Genomic DNA, 25,786 nt, shown 5'->3' with positions numbered 1-25,786 from the left:
ATTTAGTCCCATGGCGCGACCCAATTTTTATCATTCTTATCCGATACCTGCACGATCGTACCAGTCCGGTCATTCCGCACAACGTAAGAACCATCTTTGGCTACATAACCAGTTGCGGGATCATTGAGTCTAGTACCAGAAGCCGGATCGAACCTAGTATCTTTAGTCACAACAGTCTTGCTTGGGTTTGCGATAACACCTTCAAGAGAATCGGTTGTCCAACCTCGCTTCCCCATTTGCTGAGCAATTTTTGGCTCCACGATTGAAGATATTCCTTTTGCACCAGACGGCATAACCCCTTTACCGTCTGCCGACGTTTTATCCTGCCCCGCCTGCGCTCCCGACGTCCCTCCCTTATTCTTCCCAATCATCGACGCGATAGACGTTTTATCACGCCCTATCGACGCACCTGTAGAGGTAAGCACCTCTTTCCCAATTAAAGCTGCTTTCTCCCATGTAGGTAGGGAGTTGTACAACAGCCCCATGTCGTACTGGTTCTCTTCGGTGACAAACTGGCTCAGGCGTGAAGCGTCTGCTTCTGAAAGGCCGAAGAACCAGCGCATGCTACTGACACTATCAGCCGTCTGTATCCCACCCTCATACTCAGACTGGTAACCCACGCTGCAAAGCCCGCCCGTGCCCGCACAGCCTGCCAGCATCTCTGCGCGCTTCTCAGCGCTCAACTCTTTGTATTTCTCCCAAATGGCTTCTGTTGGCTGTCCATTTTTACTGGCTTTTGCGAGTTCAGTCTGTAAATCCACGACATCTTTCGCGCTCAATTGGTTGTTTTCAACCGCATTCTTCCCAGCCTGAGCCGCCGCCACCGCACTCAGCGCATCCTTGCCCACAGCAGAACCCGCAATCCCTGCCACTAACGTCGACAATGCAGAGATCGTTTGTTTCTGCTCCGATGTCAGCTCGTCATTACTGACGTTTCCGTACAGCTCACTACGAATCAACCTCGCCGTGGCTTCCGCTGCTAACGCACCACCGGCCCCCACCAGCGCCGAATTACCACCAGCCCTGGCCAATACCGCGCCCAACACCGCATGAGCCATCAGGTTGGCGGCGTCATCACCTGCCGTCAGGTCTTTTACTTGTTGCGCGAGGTAGGGCGCGGATGCCCCCGCAATGGCCGCTCCCACATTGCCACCGGCGATCCCCTGCACGATGGCGGTCACGGTCTGCGTCGTGCGTTGGAAACTGCTGCCAACGCCGTAATCCCGTTCAGCCTGTTGCCTCACCTGTGCGGTGGTCGGGTCACTGATCCCACTGTCCAGCAACTTCTGCCGAGCAGCTTTACCCGCGTCGCTGTTGGGATCTTCAGACTCGTCGATCTTCGCCTTGCCAATGGTGCTTCCGATCGTTATGGCCAGTTGCGCAGAGCTGTTGATCAGGTCCATGCGTTCGCGCATAGCCTTTTCATCTGGCTTGTCGAGGTGCTTGTTGGCGTTTTGCGTATCGCGATTGAGGCCGACCAGATCGTTGGCGCCCTCAGGGTTACGCACAACAATCGTGCCCTCGCTGACCGCCGCCCGGGTTTTGCTGCTGTCGGACTCACTGAGTACTGCGCCCATAGGCGGGCCCATTGTGATACCGCTGGACCCTCCGGAAATGCCTGCGCTTGCCGAAGTGCTGTTGATCTTGCTGGTGTTCTTGATGTCACTGGTAAGCAAGCGATCGGTAATCAACAGGTTCTTGTCAGCACTGGCTTCGCTCGCAATGACGGCGCCCTGTAGCGTGGTGTTTTTACCCACATCCAGTGTGTAGCCATCCTTGCCCGCATACAGCCCCGTCTGATCGGTGACCGCCTTGTAGTCACTGTTCATGTTGCCGGCAGACATGTTCGCGGACGCCGTCACCGTCGTACCGTAGCAGAATGGTGGCACGCAGATACTTGCGCCAACACCGGCGCTGCTTTGCTTGCTCTTCTGGGTGTCGGTGTCATGGCGCGAAGCGATGTTGAGGTTACCGCCGATATCCGCCTTGATGCTGTCAGCACGTACCTGGGCACCCGCCAGTGTGGTGTCTTGGCCACTGCTCAGAACCAGCGCACCAGTGTCCAGTTTGGTGTTGACCTGAGTAACAGAACTGCCGGAACCCATGCCTTTGGCAATTTGTGCACCGAGGTCCAGAGTGAAGCCGTTTTGCTCGCCGATATTGAAGCTGGCACCGATGCTGGTTTTATTGTTGTTACTGTCGTTTTTCCGCTCGGTAGTGTTCTGTGCGCTTTCCAGAATGATGTCGTTTTTGGCGATGAGCGTGGTATTGGCTGCCTTCAGCTCACTGCCAATGACATGGATATCACCTTGGGTTTCTGCGGCCTTGCCGGTGGCCACAATCGATAGCCCTTGACCGGCGTTGAGCGTGCTTTGCTTCGCCGTTTCACTGCGGTACTCAGTGGTATTTTTACTGCTGGTATTGGCCAGTTCGGTGCCAATTTTGATCAGTGAGCCGTTGCTGGCCGTGCCTCCTTTTTTATCCGCGAAACCAGAACCCTGACCATTGGCATCCGCCATCTGGCCGCCCAGGTTATAGGTGTTCAAGGCAACCTGAGCCAGCTTCACCGCTTTGAGCCGAGGATCATCGGCATTTTTAGCGGCCTCAACCCCGTCGCGGATGCTCCTGGCGGTATCGACAACGGTTCCGCCGATAACGCGCCCAACTGCAAGGCTCTTGGACTTGTCGACCGTGCTTTGGCTGGCATTCTCCATACCCGCAGCAATGGTCACATTGGAGCCTTTGAGATCCATGTCCTTGGTACTGACCAAGTCACTGGCCACCACCTTCAGCTCACGCCCCGCCTCCAGCTTTACGTTGCCAGCACTGGAACCGACTGTGCTGCCGGTAAGCGTAGTTTCTGTCGCAGTGCCGTTATGTTTCTGGCTATTGATGAACAGATGCTGGTTGCCGGTGATGTCATCCAGGCCCAGCTTATTGCCGGTTAGCACACCCGTCAGGTCGCGGTTCTTTTCCTTATGCATGTCAGTGCGCGAGAAGGTGTTCTGCGCCGCGTCGATGGCCAGGTCACGTCCGGCCTGTACCGTAAGGTCGCCGGTGCTGACCAGTGACGAACCCGTCACTTTCACGTCTTGCCCGCCCGCAACAGTGACGGTATCGCCGGAGACCATACTCCCCACCGCAGTGGTACGTTTCTCGTCGACCTGGTCCTCAACCTTGCTCGACTTGAACCCACCCCAACTGCTTTTGCTTTCCTTGCGCTCATGGCTAACGCTGTCGGAATCGGTCACGGCCAGAATCTGTACATCCTTGCCGGCCACCAATTTCGCAGCACCTTTCTCGGCAGTCACGGCACTGCCGGCCAACAGCAGGTTTTCACCGGCTACCAACGTGCTGTTACCACCTGAGTTGACCAAGCTGCCAACGTTCGTGACGGTATCGGTCTCATCGAGGCGGAACTTCTTGCCCGACGATGTCTTGCTGGTCTTGCTAAAGAAGCTGTAGTCCTGGTCTTCAGCGGATTTGAGTTCCAGATTTTTACCCGCGTACAAATACGCCTCATCCCCCGCCGTCACCCGGCTGGCAATCAACGCCAAATCATTCCCGGCACTCAACGCCACATCACCACCGGCCTTCACCGTGGTGGACACTTGCTGGGCGTGGTCTTCCTGGATCTTGACCTTCTTGGTGTTATACGAGTAATGCTGTTCATCCACGCCTGAAGCCAAGGTCAGGTCGCCCGTGGCGGCCATGGCAACGTCACGCTTGGCGTCGATCCGGCTGGCAATGGCGCTGATATCACGCCCAGCCTGCACACGGAAGTCACGGCCGGCCTCGATCACGGTGCCGTGTTGGGTGACGCTGCCGGTGCTAGCCTCTGTGGTGCCACGGCCAGTGCGTTTTTCGGCTGCGATGAGGTTCACATCGCGCCCCGCCGCTATCGTCATGTCGGCGCCGCTGCTCATCACGCCGCCAACGCTGTTAACGTCGCGACCGGCGCGTACGCTCAGGTTGTTGGCCGCTTCGATACGGGCAGCGTTGTCCACAAAGTCCTGCCGCACCTCTCGGATGTACGCCCCGCCGCTGCTCTCGTGAGTGGTAACCGTGCGCTCGTTGATCACGTCGCCGTTAACCGCCGTGAGACTCACGTCGCGCCCAGAAATGATCCCGCCCGCCTTGTTGATCAGGTTATTGCCCGCCAACAGATCGAGACGATTACCGGCCTCGATCAGGCCGCTATTGACCAGGTTGCCGCCGGCGCTGGCCGACAGATTGTTGGTGGCGCGCAGGGTGCCGACGTTGTTGAGGTTTTCACCGGCAATCAGGTTGACGTCGTTACCGGCGATCAGTGCACCGTTGGGGCCAAGACGGTTATTGGCTTGGGCCAGATACAAAACCGGTACCAGCACTTGTTGACCGGCTACGGAGGCGCTTTCCATCCACACGATGTCGTGGGTCAGCGCCGCGACCTGTTCGGAAGTGAGGCTTACGCCTACGGCCAGGTTCAGTTGTTGCTTGCTGGCGATGGCGTTGTCCATCAGGTATTTGTACAAACCGGCATCGCTGGTCTGGTTGTCGATGAAGCGCTGTCCGGTGCGGGCGATCACGGCTTGCTGGATCAGTCGTTGTTCGTAGAGACCATCACCCAGGCGTTTCCAGCTGTTATCCGGGTTGTAACCAAGCTTCGACAGCAGGTAGTCCGAGCCCATGAATTGCTTGAGGTCGGTCAGAGCCGGGTTGGTTTCGATCAAATACTTTTGAGGATTGGACACGTAACTGCTGTCAGGCAGCCCTTGCACACGGTTGACGGTCAACGCGCCTGCCGATGTCGCTTGCCCCTCTACGGGCGTTGCCGAGCTGACACCGCCGACGTCTGACCGGCCGGGCAACGTGGCGCCCGTGGCAGGATCTACGACCGGGGCCACGTTCAGGGCCGTGGCGCTACCGGATACATTGGCCGCCAGGTCAGCGGTGTGCACGGGAGCTTGCGTGGTCACTGCGGTTTGAGCTGCATTGCCCACCTGCACGGCCCTGCCGCCACTGGCAGGCACCGCTTGTTCACGTTGGGCAGTGTCGATAACCGCGCTGCCCATGGTCCAGCTTTGCGGGCCTTGTTGGGTCGGTGTTGCAGCACCTTGGCCGCTCAGGCGAAACAAACCATTCTGCCCTGTCGGCAGGCTAAAGCCGGGAAGCGTTATCGGGTTGACTTGTTGCTGGGCGACATCTGGAGGGAGTTGCGCATTGATGGAAATCGCCGTCGAGTAGCCGCTGCCTGCGCCCGTGTCGATCTTGGTTTTACCCGCCGAAACATAGGCATAGTAGGGACGAACTACGCTGTTGTTAATGTTCTGGACAGCGTTGAGTGTGACTGCGCCCCCTGCCTGAATAATCGCGTCCAAAGACTCGATGTTGGTGACGGTTGAACTCTTGGGCAGAGGGACCGCCGGTGGCCCGGTCAAGGCCAGAAAGTTGCTCAGGTCCGCCTCGACCGTGGCAGAAGGAGTCGGGCTGTTTCGCTGATTGAAGATAGCGGCCAGTTGCGCGGCTCTGCCTGTCTGGTCGACGTAACTCACGTATTGCTGGCTGGATTTGATCTCTTGCGCTTGCAGCCCTTTGTTGTTGATCGTCGTGGCATTCGCCGTCAGGTTTCCGGCAGCGCTAATGCTGCTGCTTGTGTTGTTCAGTTCTCGGGCATTGATCACCAGATCCGCACCGCTATTGATCGTGGCCGCTGCGGACCGCAGCGTGATCAGCAAGCGGTCGGTTTCTGATACCTCCCAAAGGCCGTTGAAGCGCCCACCGCCCCGATTGTCGCAGCCCCATATGGGTATCAGTGCGCACGATAGCCGAGTGATGGTCGTGGCACTTTTCTCATGTTCGGTGTACTGCAACACGTCCATGGTGTTGTTGAGTGTGGCGGCGGCTAGGGTCAGGTTGCCCACGCTTTCGATCCCTGCGGAACGGTTGTCCAGCAGGTCTGCTTTGGTCCCGTCTTTGTCCCGGGCAATCAGTAAACTCCCCAAGCTGTAGACCTGGGCGTAGCTGTTGGTGAAGCTCGGGCTGAGCAGCTGCATGTCTGCGCCACTGAAGATCAGGCCGCGGTCGTTGAGCAACGTCCCGGCAGTCACTGTCAGGTTCTGGCCGGCGCCCAGGGTCCCGGTATTGTTCACGCTACCGGCGGTCAAGGTCAGGTCGGTCGCCGACGTCATGCGCCCGGCATTATTCAACTGGCCCGCCACAGACACCGCCGTATTGCCGCCTCCCGCGAGCGTGGCGGCGCTACTGAGGTTCATTTGCGCGGCACTCAGGCCCAGTGTTCCGAGGCTGCTGACGCGTCCACTGCCGCTATAGGTTCCGCCCAGCGTCAGCTTGAGGCCGCCATCACTGGCAATCAGCCCATCGTTACTCCAGTTACCACCATCACCAATCAAGCTATCGGAAGCCAGTAACTGCCCCCCTGCCGTTTGGTTGAGCGTCTTGACGTTAACCGTCAATCGCCCAGCCTGGATCACGCTGCTGTTGGTCCAGTTGTCGGCCGTCAGGGTCAGGCCGCCGCGGGTGATAACGGTGCCGCCCGCATTGGTCAGGTTGGCGGTACTGATATCAAACGTACCAGCCCCCACGTGCAAGACACTGCCGCCCACGTTCTGGAAGCTGCCGGCGTTCAACGTCAGATCGCTGTTGGCGGTTTCCAACGTGCCGTTGCGGTTATCAAACACCCCACCAATCTGAAACTCAGTCTTACCGCTAGCCCCCAGCGCCCGCAGTTGGCCTTTCTGGTTGTCCACGCTGCCCGCAACGACTTTCAGGGTGGTATCGCTTTCAATGATGCCTTTCTGGTTGTTCAGCGCACCGCTGAGGTTGAGGTCGATCTGCCTGCCTGCAACCTGGCCGCGTACATCGCCGCTGTTATCAAAGCTGCCGCCGGTGACCTTGACCGCTCCTTTGGCGTACAGGCCGCCGTCGCGGTTGTCGAAGGCGCCTGTGGTGACAACGGTGTCGCCGCTCTGTGCAGCAATTCGGCCGCCGTTGTTGTTGAGGCTGGCGCTGGTCAGGATCAGGCTTTGTGCCTGGATGATGCCGGCCTGGCGGTTGTTGTTCAGGTCGAAGTCGTTGCGCAGCCAGCCGCCCAGTGCTTTGGCTTGCAGGGCGCCTTTGAGGCTGGCCAGGGTGCCGCCACGGTTGTCGAGGGTCGCGGCGTTGATGTCCACATCACCGGCCTGGGCGATGACTTTGCCGCTTTGGTTGTCGAGGTCGCCGCTGATGTCGAGGTTCAGGGTGGTCTGGCTTTGGATCGAGCCCTTGGCGTTGTCGAGGCTCGCAGCCTTGAGCTTCAAGTCGGCGTTCTGGCTGTAGATCAGGCCGTCGCCGCTGTTTTGTACGGCGCCAGTGGTGGTGATTGCCAGTGCGCCGTTGGCGGCGACGGTGCCGCGATTGCGGTTGTCCAGGCTGCCCGCGAATAGCGTCAGCAGGCCTTGGCTGGCCAGTTGGCCGCCCTGGTTGTTGATTTCAGTGGCGCGTTTGAGCAGCAGCGCGCCAGCGCTGGCGAGCTTGCCATTGGTGTTGGTCAGGGCGCCGAGCAGGTCCAGGGTTACGGTGCCGTTGCCGATCAAGGTGCCGGCGCTGTTGTCGAGGCTGGTGCCGATCAGGCTGAGTGCCTGTTGCGCATTGACTGTGCCGCCCGCGTTGTTGAGCGTTTGCGCTTGCAGGTCGAGGGCCGCGCCGCTGTCAATCAATCCACCTTGGGCGTTGTTGAGCAGGCCGGTGACGGTCAGGGTTTGCCCGCCTGCACTGGAGAGGATGCCTTTGTCACTGTTGTCGAGGCTGGCGGCTTTGACGGTCAGGGCTTTTTGGCTGACCAGCGCACCGGCGCCGCTGTTGAGCAGGCTGTTGCTCAGGGTGGCGTCGACGTTGCCATAACGGCTGGAGACGGTGCCTTGGTTGCGGTTGTCCAGGTCCGCGCCGCTGATGCTGACACCCTGCCAGCCGGAGATCAGGCCGCTCTGGTTGACCAGCTTATTGCCGCTTAGGGTCAGCAGGTTGTTGCTGATCAGTTTGCCGGTGCTGTTATCCAGCGTGCGACCACTGAGGTTGAGGTTCTGGGCGGTGGAGATTTCGCCACCCTGGTTGCTCAGGTCACGCAGGTGCGTGATGGTCAGTTGGCCGTCGGTGGTGATCAGGCCCGCGCTGTTGTTCAGGTCGCCGGTGGCGCTGCCCAGGTCGATGGCAATGGACTTGCCCAGCACAGAGCCGCCCTGGTTGTTCAGGCCGGTGCTGTTGAGGGTCAGGGTATTGGCAGCGTTAATCTGCCCTTGGTTCTGGTTACTGAGCTGGCCGTCGACATTAAACGAAGTGTCGCCACGACTGGTCAGGGTGCCGCCGCTGTTGTCCAGGCTGGCGGCACGGCCGTCGATGGACTGGGCGGCGATCAGGCCTTTGACGTTGCTCAACGCCTGGTTGATGCGCAGGGTCAGCGCCTGGTTGCTGAGCAACTTGCCGTTGCTGTTATCCAGGCTGTCGGCGGCCAGAGTGAAGGCTTGGGCGCTGGAGAGTTCACCGCCCTGGTTGTTCACGCCTTTGAGGTTTTTCAGCATCAACAGCGGGCCGTTGATCAGACCGCCCTGGTTGTTCAACTGGCCGTGGTTCAGGTCCAGTGCGACCGAGGTGTTGCTGAAGAGTTTGCCGCCCTGCTGATCCAGGCCGGTGACCTTGGCGATCAGGGCCTTGTTGCTGGTCAAGCGACCGCCGTCCTGGTTGGTCAACTGGCCGGCGGTGATGTCGAGGGTGTCGCTGGTGCTGACGTTGCCGGCGTGGCTATTGTCGAACGCGCCGGTGGTGATCTTCAGCGCGGCAGTGCTGCTGAGGGTGCCTTTTTGCCTGTTATCCAGGCTGGCGCTGCTCAAGGTCAGGCCTGCATCAGTGACCAGTTCCCCGCCTTGGTTATCCACGGCCCCTGGGGTGGTGACGTTTAACGCCCCTGCACTGGATACGCTGCCTTGACGGTTGTTCAGGCTCGCCGCGTTAACAGTCAGCAGACCTTCACTGCTCAACTTGCCTTGGCTGTTGTTCAGCTCGCCACCGAGCTTAAGGGCAAGGTCTTTCTGGCTGATCAGGCCGCCGCCGCTGTTGTCCAGACTGTCGCCTGCCAGGTTCACACCGCTCTGGCCGCTGAGTTGGCCCTTGTTACGGTTCAGCACCTTGTCGACGTTTAGCTTCAAGTCAGTCGCGGCGAGCACCAGGCCACTGTCACTGTTATCCAAACGCTGGCCGGTTATCTGCACGGCGGCTTTGCTGGAGATCTCACCGCCACGGTTATCCACCGCGCCTACGTTGACGTCGGCACGTTGGTTGGCGCCTACGAAACCATTTTTCCGGTTGTCCAGCGTCTGACCTGTAAGGGCAAGCGCACCTTGGGCGATCAGGGCGCCGTTCTGGTTGGTGACCGCCGCGACGTTCACCGTGAGATCACCTTTGCTGGAAACCTGGCCGTCGGTGTTGTCCAGGCTGGCCGCCGTCAGTTGCGCGTTGCCGTCGCCAATCGCCGAGCCGTCCTGGTTCTTGAAAGCACCGTCAACCGTGAGACCTAACTCGCCACGGCTACTGAGCAGACCGCCGCTGTTATCCAGGCTGGCGCTATGCACCTGCAGCGCAGCTGCAGAAACCAGGCCCTTAATGTTGCTCAGAGCCTGTTCAACGCGCAGGGTCAGCGCTTGGTTGCTGATGAGTTTGCCGCTGCTGTTATCCAGGCTTTTGCTGGCCAGGGTGAACGCCTGGGCACTGGAGATTTCGCCGTTCTGGTTGTTGACCCCATTGAGGTTTTTCAGCATCAGTAACGGCGCGTTGATCAGGCCTTGCTGGTTGTTCAGTTGACCGTTGTTCAGGTCCAGGCTCAGTGAGGTCTTGCTGTAGAGCTGTCCGCCCTGCTGATCAAAACCCGTCACGCTGGCGACCAGATTTTTGTCACTGGCAATACGACTGTGCGTGCCGTTGCTGACCTGGCCGGCAGTCAGAGTGAGGGTGTCATTGCTGATCAGGCGACCGGCCTGGGTATTGTCAAAAGCACCGGTGGTAACGCCTACCGCACCCTTGGCACTGAGTGTGCCCCCGCTATTGCCCAGGCTGGCACTGTTAAGGATCAAGCCTTGGTCGGTGGTCACGGCGCCATTGTGGTTAGTCATCGCACCGGTAGCGGTTAGCGCAATGGCACCGGCACTCGATACCTTGCCCGCCGTATTGTTCAGCCCGGCCGTTGTGGCGGTGATGGAGCCTTGACTGGTGAGCAAGCCGCCGGTGTTATTCAGATCACCACTGTGGGTCAGGGTCAGGCCTTGTTGGCCGGACACCGTGCCGCCGCTGTTGTCCAGGCTCAGGCCTTGCAGCGTCACCTTGCCCTTGCCGAACAACAGGCCTTCGCTCTGATTGATGACCTGCGCCACCTTGAGCCCCAGGTCGGTACCGGCCAACAGCTTGCCGTTACCGCTGTTATTGAGGCGGGTACCCGCCAGGTTCACGTCTACGGCGCTGGAGATTTCCCCGGCCTGGTTGTTGATGTCATCGACGGTGAGGGTCAGCGCTTTTGTCGCGCCGATCAGACCGCCGTTGCGGTTATCGAGCGTGCTGCCGGTCAGGCGCAAATTACCTTCGGCGACCAATTCACCTTTTTGCTGATTGAAATGGGTGACGTTGGCCGTCAGATCAGACTTGCTGGAGATACGCCCGTCGGTGTTTTCCACGGTCGTCGCGTCGAGGCGCACCGGTCCCACGCCACTGAGCAAGCCGCCCTGATTACTCAGGGTCGTGCCCAGGTATTGGATCGCCGATTGCCCGCTGAGCAGGCCCTTGTCCTGGTTATTCAACTGGGTGACGTTGAGCTGCAGGTTCTTGTCGGCACTGACCTTGCCGCCACGGTTGTCCAGGCTTGCCGTGTTCAGGGTCAGCAAGTCTCTGCCGCTCAAGCTGCCGCCCCGGTTATCGAGGCTGCCCGCCTGCACATCCATCGTGCCTTTGGCGGTGAGCAGACCGTTGTTCTGGTTGTCCAGCAGGCCCGTGATACGCGCGGTGAGGCTGCCGTCACTGAGCACTTTGCCGGTGTTGCTGTTGTCCAGGCTCGCGGCGGTGATCGAGGCCGTCTGGCCGGTGCCGAGTACGCCTTGGCGGTTGTTCAGCGCGCCACGCACATCAACGCTCAACGAGGTATCGCCCGTGACCTTACCGCCGCTGTTATCCAGGCTGGCAACCTGCACTTGCGTGGCGTTCGTGCTGGAAACTTCGCCCTGGTTGTTGGCCAGGGCCCCGTCCAGGTTCAGCAACAGACCGGCGTCACTGGTAAGCGTACCCGTGCTGTTGTTCACACTGGCCGCACGGACATCAAGACCGTTGGCCGAGACCACGCCTTTGACGTTGGTCAGCGCCTGGTCCAGGCGCACGTTCAAGGCCTGATCGCTGAGCAGTTTGCCGCCCGTGTTATCCAGGCTCTTCGCCGTGAAGGTGAAACCCTGGGCGCTGGAGATTTCACCGCTCTGGTTGCCGACGTCGGCGAGGTTGTTCAGGGCCAGGGCCGGACCACGGATCAAGCCGCTCTGGTTGTTCAACTGACCCTTGTTCACGTCCAGGGTCAGCGACGTGACGCTGGTGAGTTGACCGGCGTTATTGTTCAGACTGGCAACGTTGGCGGTCAGTGCCTGGTTGCTGGCGATACGGCCAGCGGCGCTGTTATCCACGGCACCGGCCTTGAGGTTCAGCGTGCCTTGGCTGGTAAGTTGACCGCCCTGGTTATTGACCGCGCCGCTGGCGGTGAGGCTCAGGGCGTTGCCCGCAGTGACCAGCCCGGCAACGTTGTCCAGCGAAGCGATGTTCAGCGTGGCCGTGTCAAGGCTCGACACCTCGCCGCTGCGGTTATTCAATTGCCCGGCCGTCGCGCTCAATGGACCACTGCTGTTCACCAGCCCGCCCTGGGCGTTGAGCAATTGGCTGGCATTCAAGGTCAGGCTGCCCGTGCTCAGCACGCGGCCTTTGTTCTGGTTGTCCAGGGTGCCCGCGCTAATATTGGCGACCTGTTTGGCACTCAAGGTTCCGCCCTGGTTGTTCAGGGCTTGTGTCGCGTTGACGGTCAGGTTGCGACTGGCAACCAGACTGCTGGCGTTGTTGTTAACGGTTTGCGCGGTGAGGTTCAGATCACCTGTGGCGTTGCGGGTGTTATCCGCGTTGACCCCGGCCTCGATAATGCCGTTGTTGGTCAGTTGGCCGCCGCTGGTCAAGGTGATGCTGTCGCGGGCCGCGAGGGTTTTACGGCTGTTCAGGTCGCCTTGGGTCTGCACATCCAACGCCGTGCCGGCGTAGACCGGTCCCTGGGCGTCGAGGCTTGCGGCCTTGATGTTGACCGCGCCGCTGGCCGCCGCCTGCGCCATGCTCAACCGCCCATTGGCATCGAGCTGAATATCCCCACCACTGGCCGCCAACGTCCCGTCCAGCTTCACGCCCACACCGGCTTCGGTGCCCACCAGCTTGATCGCACCGGCGTACATCCCGCCTAACGCCGACGAGTCAATCGCCAGTTCCGGCTTGGCGCTGCCGTCATCGGCACGTGCGGTGGCATTCAGGGTCTGGGCGTTGACGTCGTTACGCCCGGCAATCACGGTCAAGTTGCGCGCATTGATCTGCGCGTTGATCTTCGCCGAGCGGGTGATGATTTCGAAGCGGTCGACGTTGCTGGCGTTCAGGCCCTGGCCGTCGATGGTCACGGCGCCGCCATCGACCTGGTAACGGTCCAGGCGACCGTTATCGAGGATGGGTTTGCCGGTGGTCAGGGTGACGTTGGGGGTGTTGATGAAGCCGCAACCGTTGCAACTGATGCCGTAGGGGTTGGCGACGATGACCTTGGCCGACTGCCCCGCCACTTCGGTGTAGCCACGCAACTGGCTGGGGCTGCCGCCGTTGACTTCGTTGAGGATGATATTGGCCGAGCGGCCCTGCAGATTGGGGTTGCCGAGGATGATCCCGCCCAACTGGGTCGACTGCGTGGTGGAGGTGGCGTTGTTGAGGATCAGCCCGTTGGCGCCGACGTTGTAGTCCTTGAACTGGTTGTGGGACAAGCCACTGCCATTGGGCGCGGCGATGTTCACCACCGGCACGCCATTGCCGGCCTGGCCGACGCTGGTGCCGGGGGCGCTGACCACAATGCCTTCGGCTTGGGCCAGCAATGGCTGCCAGAACAGCGCATTGGCCAGGATCAGGGCCAAGCCACGTTTGGGCAGGCCCAGGAACGCGTCACGGCTTTTCAGGGCAGCCGAAGGCTGGCGAACAAGGAAGGCAAACTGGCGAACATCCATTTCAAATTTTCGATGCAACGGGGCGTTGAATTACAGGAAAAAATCCATGCGGAAGTAGATCGGCGCTTCGCGTTCAAGCAGCGTGGCCGGTCGTTCCAGCGAGTGGGCAAAGGTCACACTGGTGCTGACGTATTGGCCACGGGCAAACAGCTCCAGCGAGTTGCTCGAGACCCGGCCGTGTAACTCGCCGTTGTAGCGCGCATTGCGAATCACGCCTTGGTCATAACCAACACTGGCGCCGTACTCACCGAACACCGGGCGCAGCCAACCCAGCGTCACCGGGCGACTCCAGCGCAGGTCGTTGCGCCAATAACTGCCACTGTCGCCACTCAGTTGCTGGTCCTTGTAGCCACGAATCGACGAGGAACCGCCGAGGCTCATGCGCTGCGGGCTGAACAGCACGTCTTCACTGCGCTGCCCGGTGGCCAGGCTGGTGAAACTGAAGGACTCGCCCCACAGCTTGAACGGTTGCAGGTAGCTGACGGTGGCGGTGTATTTGCGGTAGCGCGCATCCGGCACGCCTGGGCCGGGGTTGTGATTGCCCTGGGCGTCGAACGCGCCGGTGCCGTTTTGCATGCCGACATCGAGGTTGACGAAGGCGCTGCCAATCCGGCGCCCGTGGTTGATGCCCACCTGCAACTCACTGAGGCGGTTGCTGCTCTCTTTGAGGTGGCTGTCGTTGATGTAGTTATTGGTGCGCAGATGGGCCAGGCCCACGTTGACCGAGGTTTTGCTCAGGGCGTCGCGATGGATCACCCGTTCGGCGCGCAATTGGTGGTTCTGGCTGTCGCCGGTTTGCTTGAAGTCAAAGCCGTCGCCCTGGGCCACCGAGCGGTAATCGCTCTGGTTGTAGCTGTAGCTGAAGTTCCACCAGCCCCACGGCACGTTGTAATAGAGCATGGCGTTTTTTGAGGTTTTCTGGTGGTCGCTGATCGCGTCGTGGCCGCCGCGCAGCACCAGTTGATCAGCCAGGCCGAGTGGGCTGTCCCATTCAAAGCCGGTGCCCCACTGCTGCTCGCCGGTGCTGCGCTGCCCATCGTTATTGCGCGACAGGCTGGCACGCCAGGGTTTTTGCGGGTTGTTTTTGACCAGCACCGTGCTGCCGCCCACTGCGGTGCCGGGAGCCAGTTCCATTTGCGCCTGGTTGGACGGCAACCGATTGAGCTGATCGATGGCCTGCTCGACTTCTCGCAGGTTGAGCAAGTCGCCGGTGTGGCCGGGAAACGCCATGGCCAACTCGCGCTCGGACAGCTTGCTGTTGTCGGCGCCTTTAACCCCTTCGAGCTTGCCTTCCACCACCAATACTTGCAGACGACCGCTGGACAGGTCTTGTTGCGGCAAGTAGGCGCGGCTGGTGACCAGGCCTTTGTCGATGTAAGAGTCGGTCACGCGCTTGAGCAATTCATTCAGCTGGGAAACCCCCAGGCACTGATTGACATAAGGCTTGACCAGGCGCTCGCGCTCATCGACAGACAGGTTGTCGGCGCCCTTGAGTTCAATGTGCTGGATGGGGAAGCAACGGGTATCGACGGGGGTGGCGGGCGCCGCCGGTTTCAGCTCTTTGCCGGGCAGGTCCTTGAGTTCTTCAAGACGCCGCTGTTGCTCTTCCAGCAGGCGGTTTTGCCGGTCGCGAATCAGGTCCTGGTCACCTGGATTGGTCGCGGCGAAGGCGCTGTTGTGAGCGCTGAGGCACAACACTGTCAGGCACAGTAATGGCCGAATCCATGGCGTGGACAAGTGCATATTCGATCCGTCGATAATTGAAGGCGGAACGCTATCATCGAACTTTGAATATGCCAACATTCCGGCAATTTATAAAATAGTCAGAATTATAGATATAACTTATTGATATATATAAGAATAAAATAAATTTGTGCATTTTTTGATATTTAATCTTTCCGACAAGCGGCAATAGACCTTGGCTTGACACTCTCAAAATAACGACTAATGAAATAGGAAATTTCCTAAATAATAGCGAAATTTTCTTAACGCCATAAATAGCCACAACGCTCATGCGCCGCTTCTAGTGCTCCAACGCATACCGCCGACAATGGTTGAGATACCCCTGCTCATGGCTGCCCACCAACTGCACCACGCTGGTCCATAACCACGACGGCGCATCCAATTGTTTGGAGCGGTTTTCCTGCAACACCGCCATCCACTCCTTGCGCGTATCGCGGTCCATCTGGCGGGCATGGGCGATGCCGACCACGCGGGCCAGGTAACCGGCGGCGTGCATGGCGTCGATCTCGCTCAGCTCATCGAGTTCCAGCTTCATGTCTTGAGGCAGCAGTTCACGGATGAAGAAACCGTGATCGAGAAAACGTGTGGCCAGCATGCGCTCGCCCAGGCCCGGTGACAGCTGGCGGGCGCCTTCCACCACACGCCGGCCATTGTCGCGTGGCATCTTCGCGCGTGCCGCCCGGGGCGCGGCGGCGCCGACGGCTTCCTTGATGTCGATCAGGCAATATTCCTGGTCGTCCTTGTCGCCCACGCCCAACAAGGCTGCATAACGCAGCAAGCCGAGGGAGCTGCAGCCTTTGACCCAATAGGCCGAATCAAGCAATTGGACCTTGGCGTCTTTGGGCCGGCCTTTGAGCGAGGTCACCAACTGGTGGATTTCATCCGAGGCGCAAACACTTTGCAGCGCGCTCTTTTCCGCCCGCGACAATGACCAGAAGTGCTTGCCCAGCGGAATAGTAGGCCGGGCATTTTCAATGCGTTCACGCGCCAGGTTTTTCCAGGTGCGTTCCACCGCGCTGCGCATGCCAGCCTTGACTTGGGACGGACGCGGTGGCGCTTCATCGGGCTTGTCTTTGAAGGCTTGTTCGTAGCCCACCATCATTTCTTCCAGCATGCGTGCGGTGGTCACGCCCGGCAGGTCCGAGCCGCGTGCGGCAGTGGCCAACGACAGCGCCAGGCGCACCAGGTCATGGGCCGGGTTGCCGATCACGGTTTGGTCGAGGTCGCGGATATGCATGTCGATACGGCCCTTGGTATCACCCGTGGGGCCGAGGTTGCCCGCGTGGCAATCGCCGCAGATCCAGATCGCCGGGCCATGGGGCAAGCGGCGGCCGGGCTGGCTGTGCAGCCACTCGTAAAACTGCACCGTGCTGCCGCGCACATAAGCATGGGCCGAGCGCGCCATCTTCAGGTTGCGCAGTTGGATGAGGTGGGGCATGCGGGCAGAGGGGCGCGGAATTTTCATGGAAGCACTCGGTACGGGGTACGGTAGAGGCTGGCCCGTCACGAATGTTTCATTTTGTTTCAAGAATAAAAACTTCAAGCCTGGGCGCTGTGCGCTTTCAACCAGCCTTTGAACGCGGCCATGGCCGAGGTTTCTGCCCGCGACTGCAAGCGCGTCAGCCAATAACTGCCGGTGCTGATGCCCACGCTGAAAGGCTGGCGAATCACATCACTCTCCAGTTGCCGTGAGAACATCATCGCCGGCGCCAAGGCCACGCCGATGCCCTGCTGCGCGGCCTCCATCATCGCCAGGGACGAGTCGAACACGATGCTGCGCGGCACCGGCGTGTCGGCCGGCAGCCCGGCGGCCTGGAACCACAGGTTCCATTCATCGGCGCGGTAAGAGCGCAATAAGGTGTGCTTGAGCACGTCGTCCGGCGTGTGCAATTGCTCGGCAATCTGCGGCACGCACAGCACGGTCAACGGCGCTTCAAGCAACTGGCAGGCGTCGGTGCCATGCCAGGCGCCAGCGCCGAAGCGGATCGCGTAGTCGAGGCCCTCGGCGGCGACGTCAACACGGTTGTTGTGGGTCGACAGGCGCAGGTCGATAAACGGGTAGCGGCTTTGAAAGTCCGGCAAGCGCGGCAGCAACCAGCCGACGGCGAAGGTGCCCACCGCCCCGACTGTGAGCACTTCACGGTAATGGCCACCTTCGAACTGGCCTAAGGTAAGGGCAATCCGGTCGAAAGAGTCGCGCACGACCGGCAGCAGTGTTTCGCCTTCGCGGGTCAGCATCAGGCCGCGTGGCAGGCGCTTGAACAAGGTGACGTTCAACTGCGCCTCCAGGCTTTTGACCTGATGACTGACTGCCGCCTGGGTCACGCACAGCTCGATGGCCGCTCGGGTGAAGCTCAAATGCCGGGCGGAAGCTTCGAATGCGCGCAACGCATTGAGCGGTAAATGGGAGCGCAGCATGCATGACCCTAAATTAACTAATGGCTGATGCGAGATATCATCGTTTGCCCGCCGAACAAAATCCACCTAGATTTGCCCCGCCTGCGCAGGCCTTGATCGTCAGCACATCTTTTACATGGAAGCGAACCCGCATGAATCACACCTTACAAAAAATTCTGTTCAGCGCCCTGTTAATAGGCTCCGGTAGCTGCATGGCCGCCACCGACCTGCGCACGGTAGTCGATGCCAGCGTTGCGCCGCTGATGCAGCAACAAGGGATTCCCGGCCTGTCGGTCGCGGTGGTTAACCAAGGCAAGGTTCAATACTTTAACTACGGTGTTGCATCAAGGGAAACCAAACAGGCCGTTAACCAAGACACCCTGTTTGAAATCGGATCGATCAGCAAAACCTTTACCGCCACCCTCGGCGGCTACGCGCAGGCCACCGGTAAGCTCGAGCTCTCGGATACCGCCAGCCAGCACCTGCCAGCCCTGGCCGGTGGCGTATTCGATCACATCAGCCTGCTGCAACTGGCGACCTACACACCGGGTGGCCTGCCGTTGCAGTTTCCCGACGCGGCCGACAACGCCGGTGCCATGCTCGGTTATTTCCAGCACTGGAAACCCGCGTATGCGCCGGGCGAACAGCGTTTGTATTCCAACCCCAGCATCGGCTTGTTCGGCTACCTCGCGGCGCAAAACCTGGGGCAGCCGTTTAACGTTGCCATGGAGAAAACCTTGCTGCCCAAGCTGGGCCTGACCAACACCCACGTCAGCGTGCCGGCGAGCAAAACCGCTCAATATGCGCAAGGCTATGACAAAAATCTGAAACCCATTCGCGTCAGCCCCGGCGCCCTGGACAGCGAAGCCTACGGTATCAAGACCAGCACCCAGGACCTCGCCCGCTATGTGATTGCCAACCTGCACCCCGAGACCCTGGAAAAACCGCTGCAACAAGCGATCGCCACCACTCACGCGGGTTACTACACCGTCAATGGCATGACCCAGGGTCTGGGCTGGGAACGCTACCCCTACCCGATCAAGCTGCAGGCCTTGCTGGAGGGCAACTCGACCGAAATGGCGATGCAGCCGCACAAGGTCAATTGGCTGACGCCGGCGCAGGCACAACCGGCCAACGTGCTGTACAACAAAACCGGCTCCACCGGCGGTTTTGGCGCGTATGTGGCTTACGTACCGAGCAAGGACATGGGTGTGGTGATTCTGGCTAACCGCAATTACCCGAATGCCGAACGGGTGAAGCTGGCTTATGCGATCTTGGGCGCGATGGACCACTAAGACCTGACAAAAACCAAAGGTGGGAGCTGGCTTGCCTGCGATGGCGGTATATCAGTCACCGAATTGGCTGACTGAACCACCGCTATCTCAGCATAGGTATCTACACAACTGCCGGTTAAAACAAAGCCTGCGGTACGCCGCTTGTTGTGGCGAGCAGGCTTGCCCTGCGTTGGGCTGCGCAGCAGCCCCCAGCAAGGGCACTGAAATTCTTTCTGAAAGAACTCAGCGCCTGGTTTTGGGGCTGCTGCGCAGCCCAACGCAGGGCAAGCCTGCTCGCCACAGGGGAACGGGGTGCCTTCGAACGTATGGCTATCGCAGGCAAGCCAGCTCCCACATTTTCAGACCGTGTTACATGCCCAGCCAGTGCGGCAGCGCCAGCGAGATAAACGGCAAGTACGTGACCATGATCAAAAACACCAGCAGGATCATCAGCCACGGTAACGCTGCGCGAATCGTCTGCCCGAGGGTCAACCCGGTCACCGCCGAGGTCACAAACAGGTTCAACCCTACTGGCGGGTGCACCAGGCCGATTTCCATGTTGACCACCATCACAATCCCCAGGTGAATCGGGTCAATCCCCAGCTTCATGGCAATAGGGAAGAAGATCGGCGCCAGGATCAGCACAATCGCGGACGGCTCCATAAAGCTGCCGGCCACCAGCAACACCACGTTGACCATGATCAAAAAGCCAATCGGCGTGAGGCCTTCGGAGATCACCCAGGCGGTGATTTCCTGCGGGATCTGTTCGGTGGTCAGTACATGGGCAAAGAGCATGGCGTTGGCGATGATAAACATCAGCATGATCGCCAGGCGCCCGGATTCCAGCAGCACCTTGGGGCAATCGCGCAGCTTCATGTCCTTGTACACAAACAGCGCGACAAACGCCGAATACACCGCCGCCACGGCCGCCGCTTCCGTCGGCGTGAACATGCCGCTGTAGATGCCGCCGAGGATGATCACCAGCAACAGCAAGCCCCAGAACGCGCGACGTGCGCAGGTCAGCCACTCGCGGAAGGTCGCACGGGGCTGCGCCGGCAGCTTCTTGATGCGCGCGACGATGTAGATCGCGACCATCAGCATCAGGCCCAGCAGCAATCCTGGAATCACACCGGCCATGAACAGCTTGCCCACCGAGGTTTCGGTGGCTGCCGAGTACACCACCATCACAATCGACGGCGGGATCAGGATGCCCAGGGTGCCGGCGTTGCAGATGATCCCGGCGCCGAACTCCTTCGGGTAACCCGAGCGCACCATCCCCGCCACGGCAATCGAGCCCACTGCCGCCACCGTCGCCGGCGATGACCCGGACAGCGCCGCAAACAGCATGCACGCCAGCACCGCCGCAATCGCCAGGCCGCCTCGGATATGCCCGACACAGGCGTTGGCGAAGTCGATCAGCCGTTGCGCCACACCGCCGGTGGTCATGAACGCACCGGACAGCAGGAAGAATGGAATCGCCAGGAAGGTGTAGGCGTCGGAGGTTTCAAACAGCTTGATGGCCAGCGAACTCACCGAGTCCTGGCTGAACATCAGGATCGACACCGCGCCGGACAGCCCCAGGGAAATCGCGATCGGCACCCCGAGGAACATGAACACGAACAACAGCAAAAACAGACAGAGCACGGCCATCAGTGACGCTCCTCATGGCTGCCAGCCAGCTTACTGGCCTCCCCGGCCTCGTCGGCCAGCCCCAACCCGACCTGACGGTGGGTAAAGATGCGGTAAAAAATTTCCAGGTAGCGGATAAACACCAGGGCAAAACCGATGGGCACGATGATCACGATATCGCCCACGTCCACGCCGTATTGGTCGAGGTCTTCGGCGCCGATCTGCGCGGTCATCACCGCACTCACCCACTTGTAGCTGGCGACCATGAACAGCCCGGCGTAGGCCAGGCAACACAGGCAGGCGAGCATGCCGAGCAGGCGTTGCACCGGGCGTTTGGTCAGCTTGACCAGCGCATCTACGCCAAGGTGGCCGGCGGTGCGCACGCCGTAGGAGATGCCGAAGAAAATCAGCCAGCCGAACATGGCCTTGGTCAGCGCCACGCTCCAGGTCATGTCCTGGGCCCAGGTCATGGTGTGGTCGCCCAAGGCACCGAAAAAGCTGCTGCTCCATGCCCACTTGTCAGACAGAGCAAAAAACAGGGTGTAGATGTTGTTGAGCATGACGTAGACGAATGTCACCAGGGTCATGGCGGCCAGCAGGAAGGCGATAAACCCTTCCTCCAGGTGCTCCCAGACGCGCCTTAGCGTTTGCATGGCAAAACCTCGCGAAGCGGGAATGATGTCGGGGTGGAAAGCGGAACAAACTGTGGAAGCGGACCTCTGTGGGAGCCGGGCTTGCCCGCGATGGGATCAACTCGGCGCTACAGATACACCGAGTTGCCTGCATCGCAGGCAAGCCAGCTCCCACATAAAGCCCTTTCCACAGTAGTTTTGGGTAGTCGCCCGATTACTGGTTGGAGGCGTCCGCCGCCTTGATCAGGTCGGCGCCGATCTCACCTTCGAACTTCTGCCACACCGGGCGCATGGCTTCGCGCCACAGTTGGCGTTGCTGCGGGGTCAGTTCGATGATTTCGCTGGTCTTGGCGTCGATGATCTTCTGCTTGGCCGACTGGTTCAGCGCTTCGGCCTGCTTGTTCACCTCGACGGTGACTTCGACCATGATCTGGTCCAGGGTGGTGCGCACATCCGGCGGCAGGCCGTTCCAGAACTTGGCGTTGGTGATCACCATGTAGTCGATCAGGCCATGGTTGGACTCGGTGAAGTACTTCTGCACTTCGTTGACCTTCTGGCTTTCATAATTGGACCAGGTGTTCTCGGTACCATTCACGGTGCCGGTCTGCAGGCCTTGATACACCTCGGCAAAGCTCATCTTGCGCGGGTTGGCGCGGATCGCCTTGAACTGTTCTTCAAGTACGCTGGAAGCCTGCACACGGAACTTCAGGCCACGGGCGTCCTTGGGTTCACGCAGTGCTTTGTTGGCCGAAAGCTGCTTGAGGCCATTGTGCCAATAGGCCAGGCCGAGGATGTTCTTGTCTTGCATCGAGGTCAGCAATGCCTTGCCCTGAGCAGCCTGGAAACGGTCGACGGCGGCCAGGTCGTTGAACAGGAACGGCAGGTCGTAGATCTGCACTTGCTTGGTGTACTGCTCGAACTTGGCCAGGGACGGCGCCAGCATCTGCACATCGCCCAACAACAACGCTTCCATCTCCTTGCCATCGCCGAACAGCGAGGAGTTGGGGTACACCTCGACCTTCACACGGCCCGGCAAGCGCTCTTCAGCGAGCTTTTTGAAGAGCAGCGCGCCCTGGCCTTTAGGGGTGTTTTCGGCAACCACGTGGGCGAACTTGATCACAATCGGGTCTGCCGCCTGGGCCAGGCCCGCGGCAAACAGAGTGGCGGCGCACAGCAGCGCCCGAGAAAGCTTGAGCATGGGGAATCACCTTCTTATTGTTGTGTTACAGGGCAAGGTGCCTGATGTGGTGCGTGTAGTGAATTTCGAATTTTAGATACCTGCGTTCGGCCAGGCCGAACGCCATACTTCAGAACAATGAAGATCCAGTGTGGGAGCTGGCTTGCCTGCGATGGCGGAGTGTCAGGCAGCAGATTCATGGGCGGGTCCACCGCTATCGCAGGCAAGCCAGTTCCCACATTTTGCTCCCGGTTGTTTCAGTCAGAATTGGCCGGCCAGGAGCCTTTGTGCGCGCAGCAACACCGGCGCATCCACCATCTGCCCATCCATCTGATAAGCCCCGGCGCCATGAGCCCCCGCCTCGACCACGCGCTTGGCCCAAGCCAGGTCTTCGGCACTGGGCGCCAGTGCGGCATGAATCACTGCCACCTGCTTGGGATGGATGCACAGCGCGCCGGCAAAGCCCATTTCATAGGCGTGCCGGATCGAACGGCGCAGGCCTTCGGGGTCGTCGATGGCCGGGTGCACGCCGTCCAGTGGCGCCACCAAACCAGCAGCGCGCGAGTGCACAATCAGCGCCAGGCGTGCCTGATCCAACGCAAACTGCGCAGCCGCGGAACCGCTGCTCAGGTTCAAGTCCAGCGCCAGGTCCAGCCCGCCAAACGACAGGCGCTCAACCTGCGGCGCGTGGGCAATCTCAGCCACGGCCAGCAAGCCCTTGGCGCTTTCGATAATCGGCCATATCACCTTGCCAGCTGCCGCCACCACGGCCACCTGGGCGGCGCTCTCTACCTTGGGCAGCAGCACACCCGTCACATTGGCATGGGCTTTACAGAACGCCACATCCTCAAAATGCTCGGCATGCTCCGGCGCGTTGATGCGCACCCACACCTGAGCCTCTGGATGCGCTTGCAAGAACACCCCGAGGTTATCCCGCGCCTGGCGCTTGAGGGGTTCTTCAACCGCGTCTTCAAAATCCACAATAACCGCGTCGGCGCCACTGGCCAGCGCTTTGGAAAACCGCTCCGGGCGGCTGCCGGGTACAAACAAGGCCGAACGAACTATAGGCTTTGGCATCACTTGAATTCCTTATTAGATAACGCCGCGTGCGCGCAGGCCGTCGATGGTTTGCGCCGAAAACCCAAGCTGATCGAGGATGCCCTGGCTGTGCTGGCCCAAGGCGGGAACGCCGTCCATGCGCGGGGTAAACGCAGCATTACGCGCCGGCGGCAACAACGACGGCAGCGGCCCGGCCGGGCTCTGGACTTCACGCCAGCTGTCTCGCGCCTTGAGCTGCGGGTGGTCCCACACGCCTTGCATGTCATTGACCCTGGCGCTGGCAATCTGCGCGTTTTCCAGGCGTTGGATCACGGCTTCAGCGTCCAACTGCGCGAAGCTGTCAACGATGATCTGGCGTAGCACGTCACGGTTGGCCGAGCGCTTGAAGTTGGCCGAGAAACGTTCATCGGTAGCCAGTTCAGGCGTGAGCAGTACTTTGTCGCAGAACGCCGCCCATTCGCGTTCGTTCTGCAAGCCGAGCATCACCGTGCCGCCGTCGCCGGTGGGAAACGGCCCATACGGGTAGATCGTCGAATGCGCCGCCCCGGCCCGTGGTGGCTGGGGCGCGCCGTCGAAGGCGTAATACATCGGGTAGCCCATCCACTCCACCAGGCTTTCGAGCATGCTCACATCGATGCGGCTGCCCTGCCCCGTCTTGCCGCGCAACAGCAGGGCCGAGAGGATGCCACTGTAGGCGTACATGCCGGCGGAAATATCGGCGATCGAGCAACCGGCCTTGGCCATCTGATCTTCACCTGGGCCACCGGTTACCGATAAAAAACCGCCCTCGCTTTGGATCAGCAGGTCATAAGCTTTCTTTTTCTCGTAAGGCCCGCCTTCGCCATAGCCGGAAATATCGCAGACGATGAGCCGTGGAAAGCGCTCATGCAGCGCTTCAAACGACAGGCCCATGCGCGCCGCCGCGCCGGGTGCAAGGTTCTGCACCAGCACGTCGGCATCGGCCAGCAGGCGTTGGAGGATGTCGCCGGCCTCGTCCTGCTTGAGGTCCAGGGTCAGGCTTTCCTTGGAGCGGTTGGTCCACACAAAGTGCGAGGCCAGGCCGCGCACGCGCTCGTCATAGCCACGGGCAAAGTCACCGGCGCCGGGGCGTTCGATCTTGATCACACGGGCGCCGAGGTCCGCCAATTGGCGGGTGCAAAATGGCGCAGCAATCGCGTGTTCCAGGCTGATCACGGTGATGCCGTCCAGCGGTCGTTGATTAGTCATGACGCTTCCTCAAAGCCAGTGGGCCATGGACGCTGCATCGCGCAGGTGCCAGACCTTTTCGATCAGTGCATTGGCCTGCGCGGGTGTGCGCGCGCCGCTGAATTGGGTAAGGCGCCGGAATTTATCCGCGAGCTCCACCCGACTCAGGGTGTTACCAGGGTCGCCCTTGGGTTCATCGATGGCGCCCTGCAGCGTGCGGCCATCGAGCGTGGTGACAGTGACGCGGCCCAGCCAGCGCTGCGGGTAGGCGCCGTCAACTTCCGCGTCGAGGGTCATGCTGACCTTGTCGCGGAAAGCCGAGACGGCGGGGTCGGTCAGCGCCCGTTCGTGGAACTCGGTGAGCCCGGCTTTACCGTGCACGGCGATCAGGCCGAGCACGGTGCCCATGGAGAATTTGGCCTGGTGCACAGTGGCAGGCGTGGTCACGCGGCCCAGCACGTCGATGGCACCTTGATGGACACGCGTTTCAACTGTGGCGATATCGGCAGCGCACAGCCCTTCGCGCTGCATCAGATCCAGCAGCGCATCGGCGGCCGGATGGGTGTGACGGCACGAGGCGTAGAACTTGAAGGAGGTTTCCAGCAGCGCCCAGCGGCTGCCAAGGTCGGCCGATAACTTGCGAGGCTCGGCATCACTGGACATGCCTGCTGCCAAGCCTTGATCGCCTTCCAGAATATTGCGTGCGCCGGTGAGCCCGTCCGCCGTCAAATACGCCGCGAGCAAGCCATCCGCCGCCGCCTTGGCGGTGTGCAGTTGCTTGGAGTCGGCGGCATCGCGCAAAAACTCCCACAATCCGGCGGCCTGGGTACCGGCGCTGCCGAGCAGGTTGATGAACTGTTCCTGGTTAAAGTCCAGCAGTTTGCCCACGGCAACCGCCGCCGCCAGGGTGCCGACGGTGGCTGTGGTGTGGAAGATGCGGTAGTGGGACCGGCCCATGAATTCGCCGATGCGAATTCCGGCTTCATAACCGGCCACCGAGGCCAGCAGCAATTCACGGCCGGATTTCCCGAGGTCCTGGGCGGCAGCCAGCGCGGCCGGAAACACCACGGTCGCGGGGTGCAGCACCGAGCTGTTGTGCAGGTCATCCTGCTCCACCAAGTGTGAGGATGCGGCGTTCACCAGCGCCGCAAAATACGCGCTGGTGGTGCTGCCATTGACGATCACCTGGGCGGGACCGCTGTGGGGTCCCATTTTTTGTGCATAGCGTTCAAACAACGGGATCGGGTGCGCGCCCTTGCTTGCCAGCGCCGAGGCCAACCAATCCAGATACAGATCTTCGGTGCGTGCCAGTACCTTTTCCGGCAATTGTTCGTAGTTCAGGTCCGCAAGGAACCGGCACAGCGTTTGGGTATGGCTCAT

11 protein-coding genes are annotated in these 25,786 nt (G+C 60.4%); 1 reads left to right on the top strand and 10 read right to left on the bottom strand.

Features of this window, described 5'->3' with window-relative positions; all coding sequences use genetic code 11:
• Positions 1-2: 2 nt before the first annotated feature.
• The 4 genes from HX790_RS21820 to HX790_RS21805 form a co-directional block, all read right to left on the bottom strand.
• Positions 3-13,289 (bottom strand): hemagglutinin repeat-containing protein, encoded by a 13,287-nt coding sequence (locus HX790_RS21820; protein WP_176992121.1) that lies wholly within the window; start codon positions 13,287-13,289, stop codon positions 3-5.
• 30 nt (positions 13,290-13,319) lie between these two features.
• Positions 13,320-15,032, bottom strand: a complete 1,713-nt coding sequence (locus HX790_RS21815; RefSeq protein ID WP_176992120.1) for a ShlB/FhaC/HecB family hemolysin secretion/activation protein — start codon at positions 15,030-15,032, stop codon at positions 13,320-13,322.
• A 280-nt stretch (positions 15,033-15,312) separates the two neighbouring features.
• Positions 15,313-16,497, bottom strand: a complete 1,185-nt coding sequence (locus HX790_RS21810; RefSeq protein WP_026013734.1) for a DUF2252 domain-containing protein — start codon at positions 16,495-16,497, stop codon at positions 15,313-15,315.
• A gap of 74 nt (positions 16,498-16,571) precedes the next feature.
• Positions 16,572-17,450, bottom strand: coding sequence for a LysR family transcriptional regulator (locus HX790_RS21805; protein ID WP_017137470.1), 879 nt, complete (start codon positions 17,448-17,450; stop codon positions 16,572-16,574).
• A gap of 131 nt (positions 17,451-17,581) precedes the next feature.
• Between HX790_RS21805 and ampC the strand changes: the two genes are divergently transcribed.
• On the top strand, positions 17,582-18,724 hold the full coding sequence (gene ampC, locus HX790_RS21800) for a class C beta-lactamase (RefSeq protein WP_176992119.1): 1,143 nt from the start codon (positions 17,582-17,584) through the stop codon (positions 18,722-18,724).
• Positions 18,725-19,072: 348 nt separating this feature from the next.
• Here the strand turns inward: ampC and dctM are convergent, their stop codons facing one another.
• The 6 genes from dctM to HX790_RS21770 form a co-directional block, all read right to left on the bottom strand.
• Positions 19,073-20,353 carry a C4-dicarboxylate TRAP transporter large permease protein DctM gene (gene dctM / locus HX790_RS21795; RefSeq protein WP_017137472.1) on the bottom strand — a complete coding sequence of 427 codons (1,281 nt, stop codon included), beginning with the start codon at positions 20,351-20,353 and terminating at the stop codon, positions 19,073-19,075.
• Positions 20,353-20,985 (bottom strand): TRAP transporter small permease, encoded by a 633-nt coding sequence (locus HX790_RS21790; protein ID WP_017137473.1) that lies wholly within the window; start codon positions 20,983-20,985, stop codon positions 20,353-20,355. The genes dctM and HX790_RS21790 overlap by 1 nt, the downstream gene beginning before the upstream one ends.
• Positions 20,986-21,178: 193 nt before the next feature.
• Positions 21,179-22,162, bottom strand: a complete 984-nt coding sequence (locus HX790_RS21785; RefSeq protein WP_017137474.1) for a TRAP transporter substrate-binding protein — start codon at positions 22,160-22,162, stop codon at positions 21,179-21,181.
• Between the two features lie 240 nt (positions 22,163-22,402).
• Positions 22,403-23,218, bottom strand: a complete 816-nt coding sequence (locus tag HX790_RS21780) for a CoA ester lyase (RefSeq protein WP_176992118.1) — start codon at positions 23,216-23,218, stop codon at positions 22,403-22,405.
• 15 nt (positions 23,219-23,233) lie between these two features.
• Positions 23,234-24,427 (bottom strand): CaiB/BaiF CoA-transferase family protein, encoded by a 1,194-nt coding sequence (locus HX790_RS21775; protein ID WP_099549623.1) that lies wholly within the window; start codon positions 24,425-24,427, stop codon positions 23,234-23,236.
• Positions 24,428-24,436: 9 nt separating this feature from the next.
• Positions 24,437-25,786, bottom strand: a complete 1,350-nt coding sequence (locus HX790_RS21770; RefSeq protein ID WP_176992117.1) for an MmgE/PrpD family protein — start codon at positions 25,784-25,786, stop codon at positions 24,437-24,439.

Source organism: Pseudomonas sp. IPO3747, from assembly GCF_013385245.1.
Lineage (GTDB): Bacteria > Pseudomonadota > Gammaproteobacteria > Pseudomonadales > Pseudomonadaceae > Aquipseudomonas > Aquipseudomonas edaphica.
This window is presented reverse-complemented; position numbering and strand designations above follow the sequence as displayed.

Coding starts and splice junctions, on each gene's coding strand:
- HX790_RS21785 (WP_017137474.1), bottom strand. CDS start 22,162: ATGCTCAAGCTTTCTCGGGCGCTGCTGTGCGCCGCCACTCTGTTTGCC.
- HX790_RS21790 (WP_017137473.1), bottom strand. CDS start 20,985: ATGCAAACGCTAAGGCGCGTCTGGGAGCACCTGGAGGAAGGGTTTATC.
- HX790_RS21775 (WP_099549623.1), bottom strand. CDS start 24,427: ATGACTAATCAACGACCGCTGGACGGCATCACCGTGATCAGCCTGGAA.
- HX790_RS21810 (WP_026013734.1), bottom strand. CDS start 16,497: ATGAAAATTCCGCGCCCCTCTGCCCGCATGCCCCACCTCATCCAACTG.
- HX790_RS21770 (WP_176992117.1), bottom strand. CDS start 25,786: ATGAGCCATACCCAAACGCTGTGCCGGTTCCTTGCGGACCTGAACTAC.
- HX790_RS21820 (WP_176992121.1), bottom strand. CDS start 13,289: ATGGATGTTCGCCAGTTTGCCTTCCTTGTTCGCCAGCCTTCGGCTGCC.
- ampC (WP_176992119.1), top strand. CDS start 17,582: ATGAATCACACCTTACAAAAAATTCTGTTCAGCGCCCTGTTAATAGGC.
- HX790_RS21780 (WP_176992118.1), bottom strand. CDS start 23,218: ATGCCAAAGCCTATAGTTCGTTCGGCCTTGTTTGTACCCGGCAGCCGC.
- dctM (WP_017137472.1), bottom strand. CDS start 20,353: ATGGCCGTGCTCTGTCTGTTTTTGCTGTTGTTCGTGTTCATGTTCCTC.
- HX790_RS21805 (WP_017137470.1), bottom strand. CDS start 17,450: ATGCTGCGCTCCCATTTACCGCTCAATGCGTTGCGCGCATTCGAAGCT.
- HX790_RS21815 (WP_176992120.1), bottom strand. CDS start 15,032: ATGCACTTGTCCACGCCATGGATTCGGCCATTACTGTGCCTGACAGTG.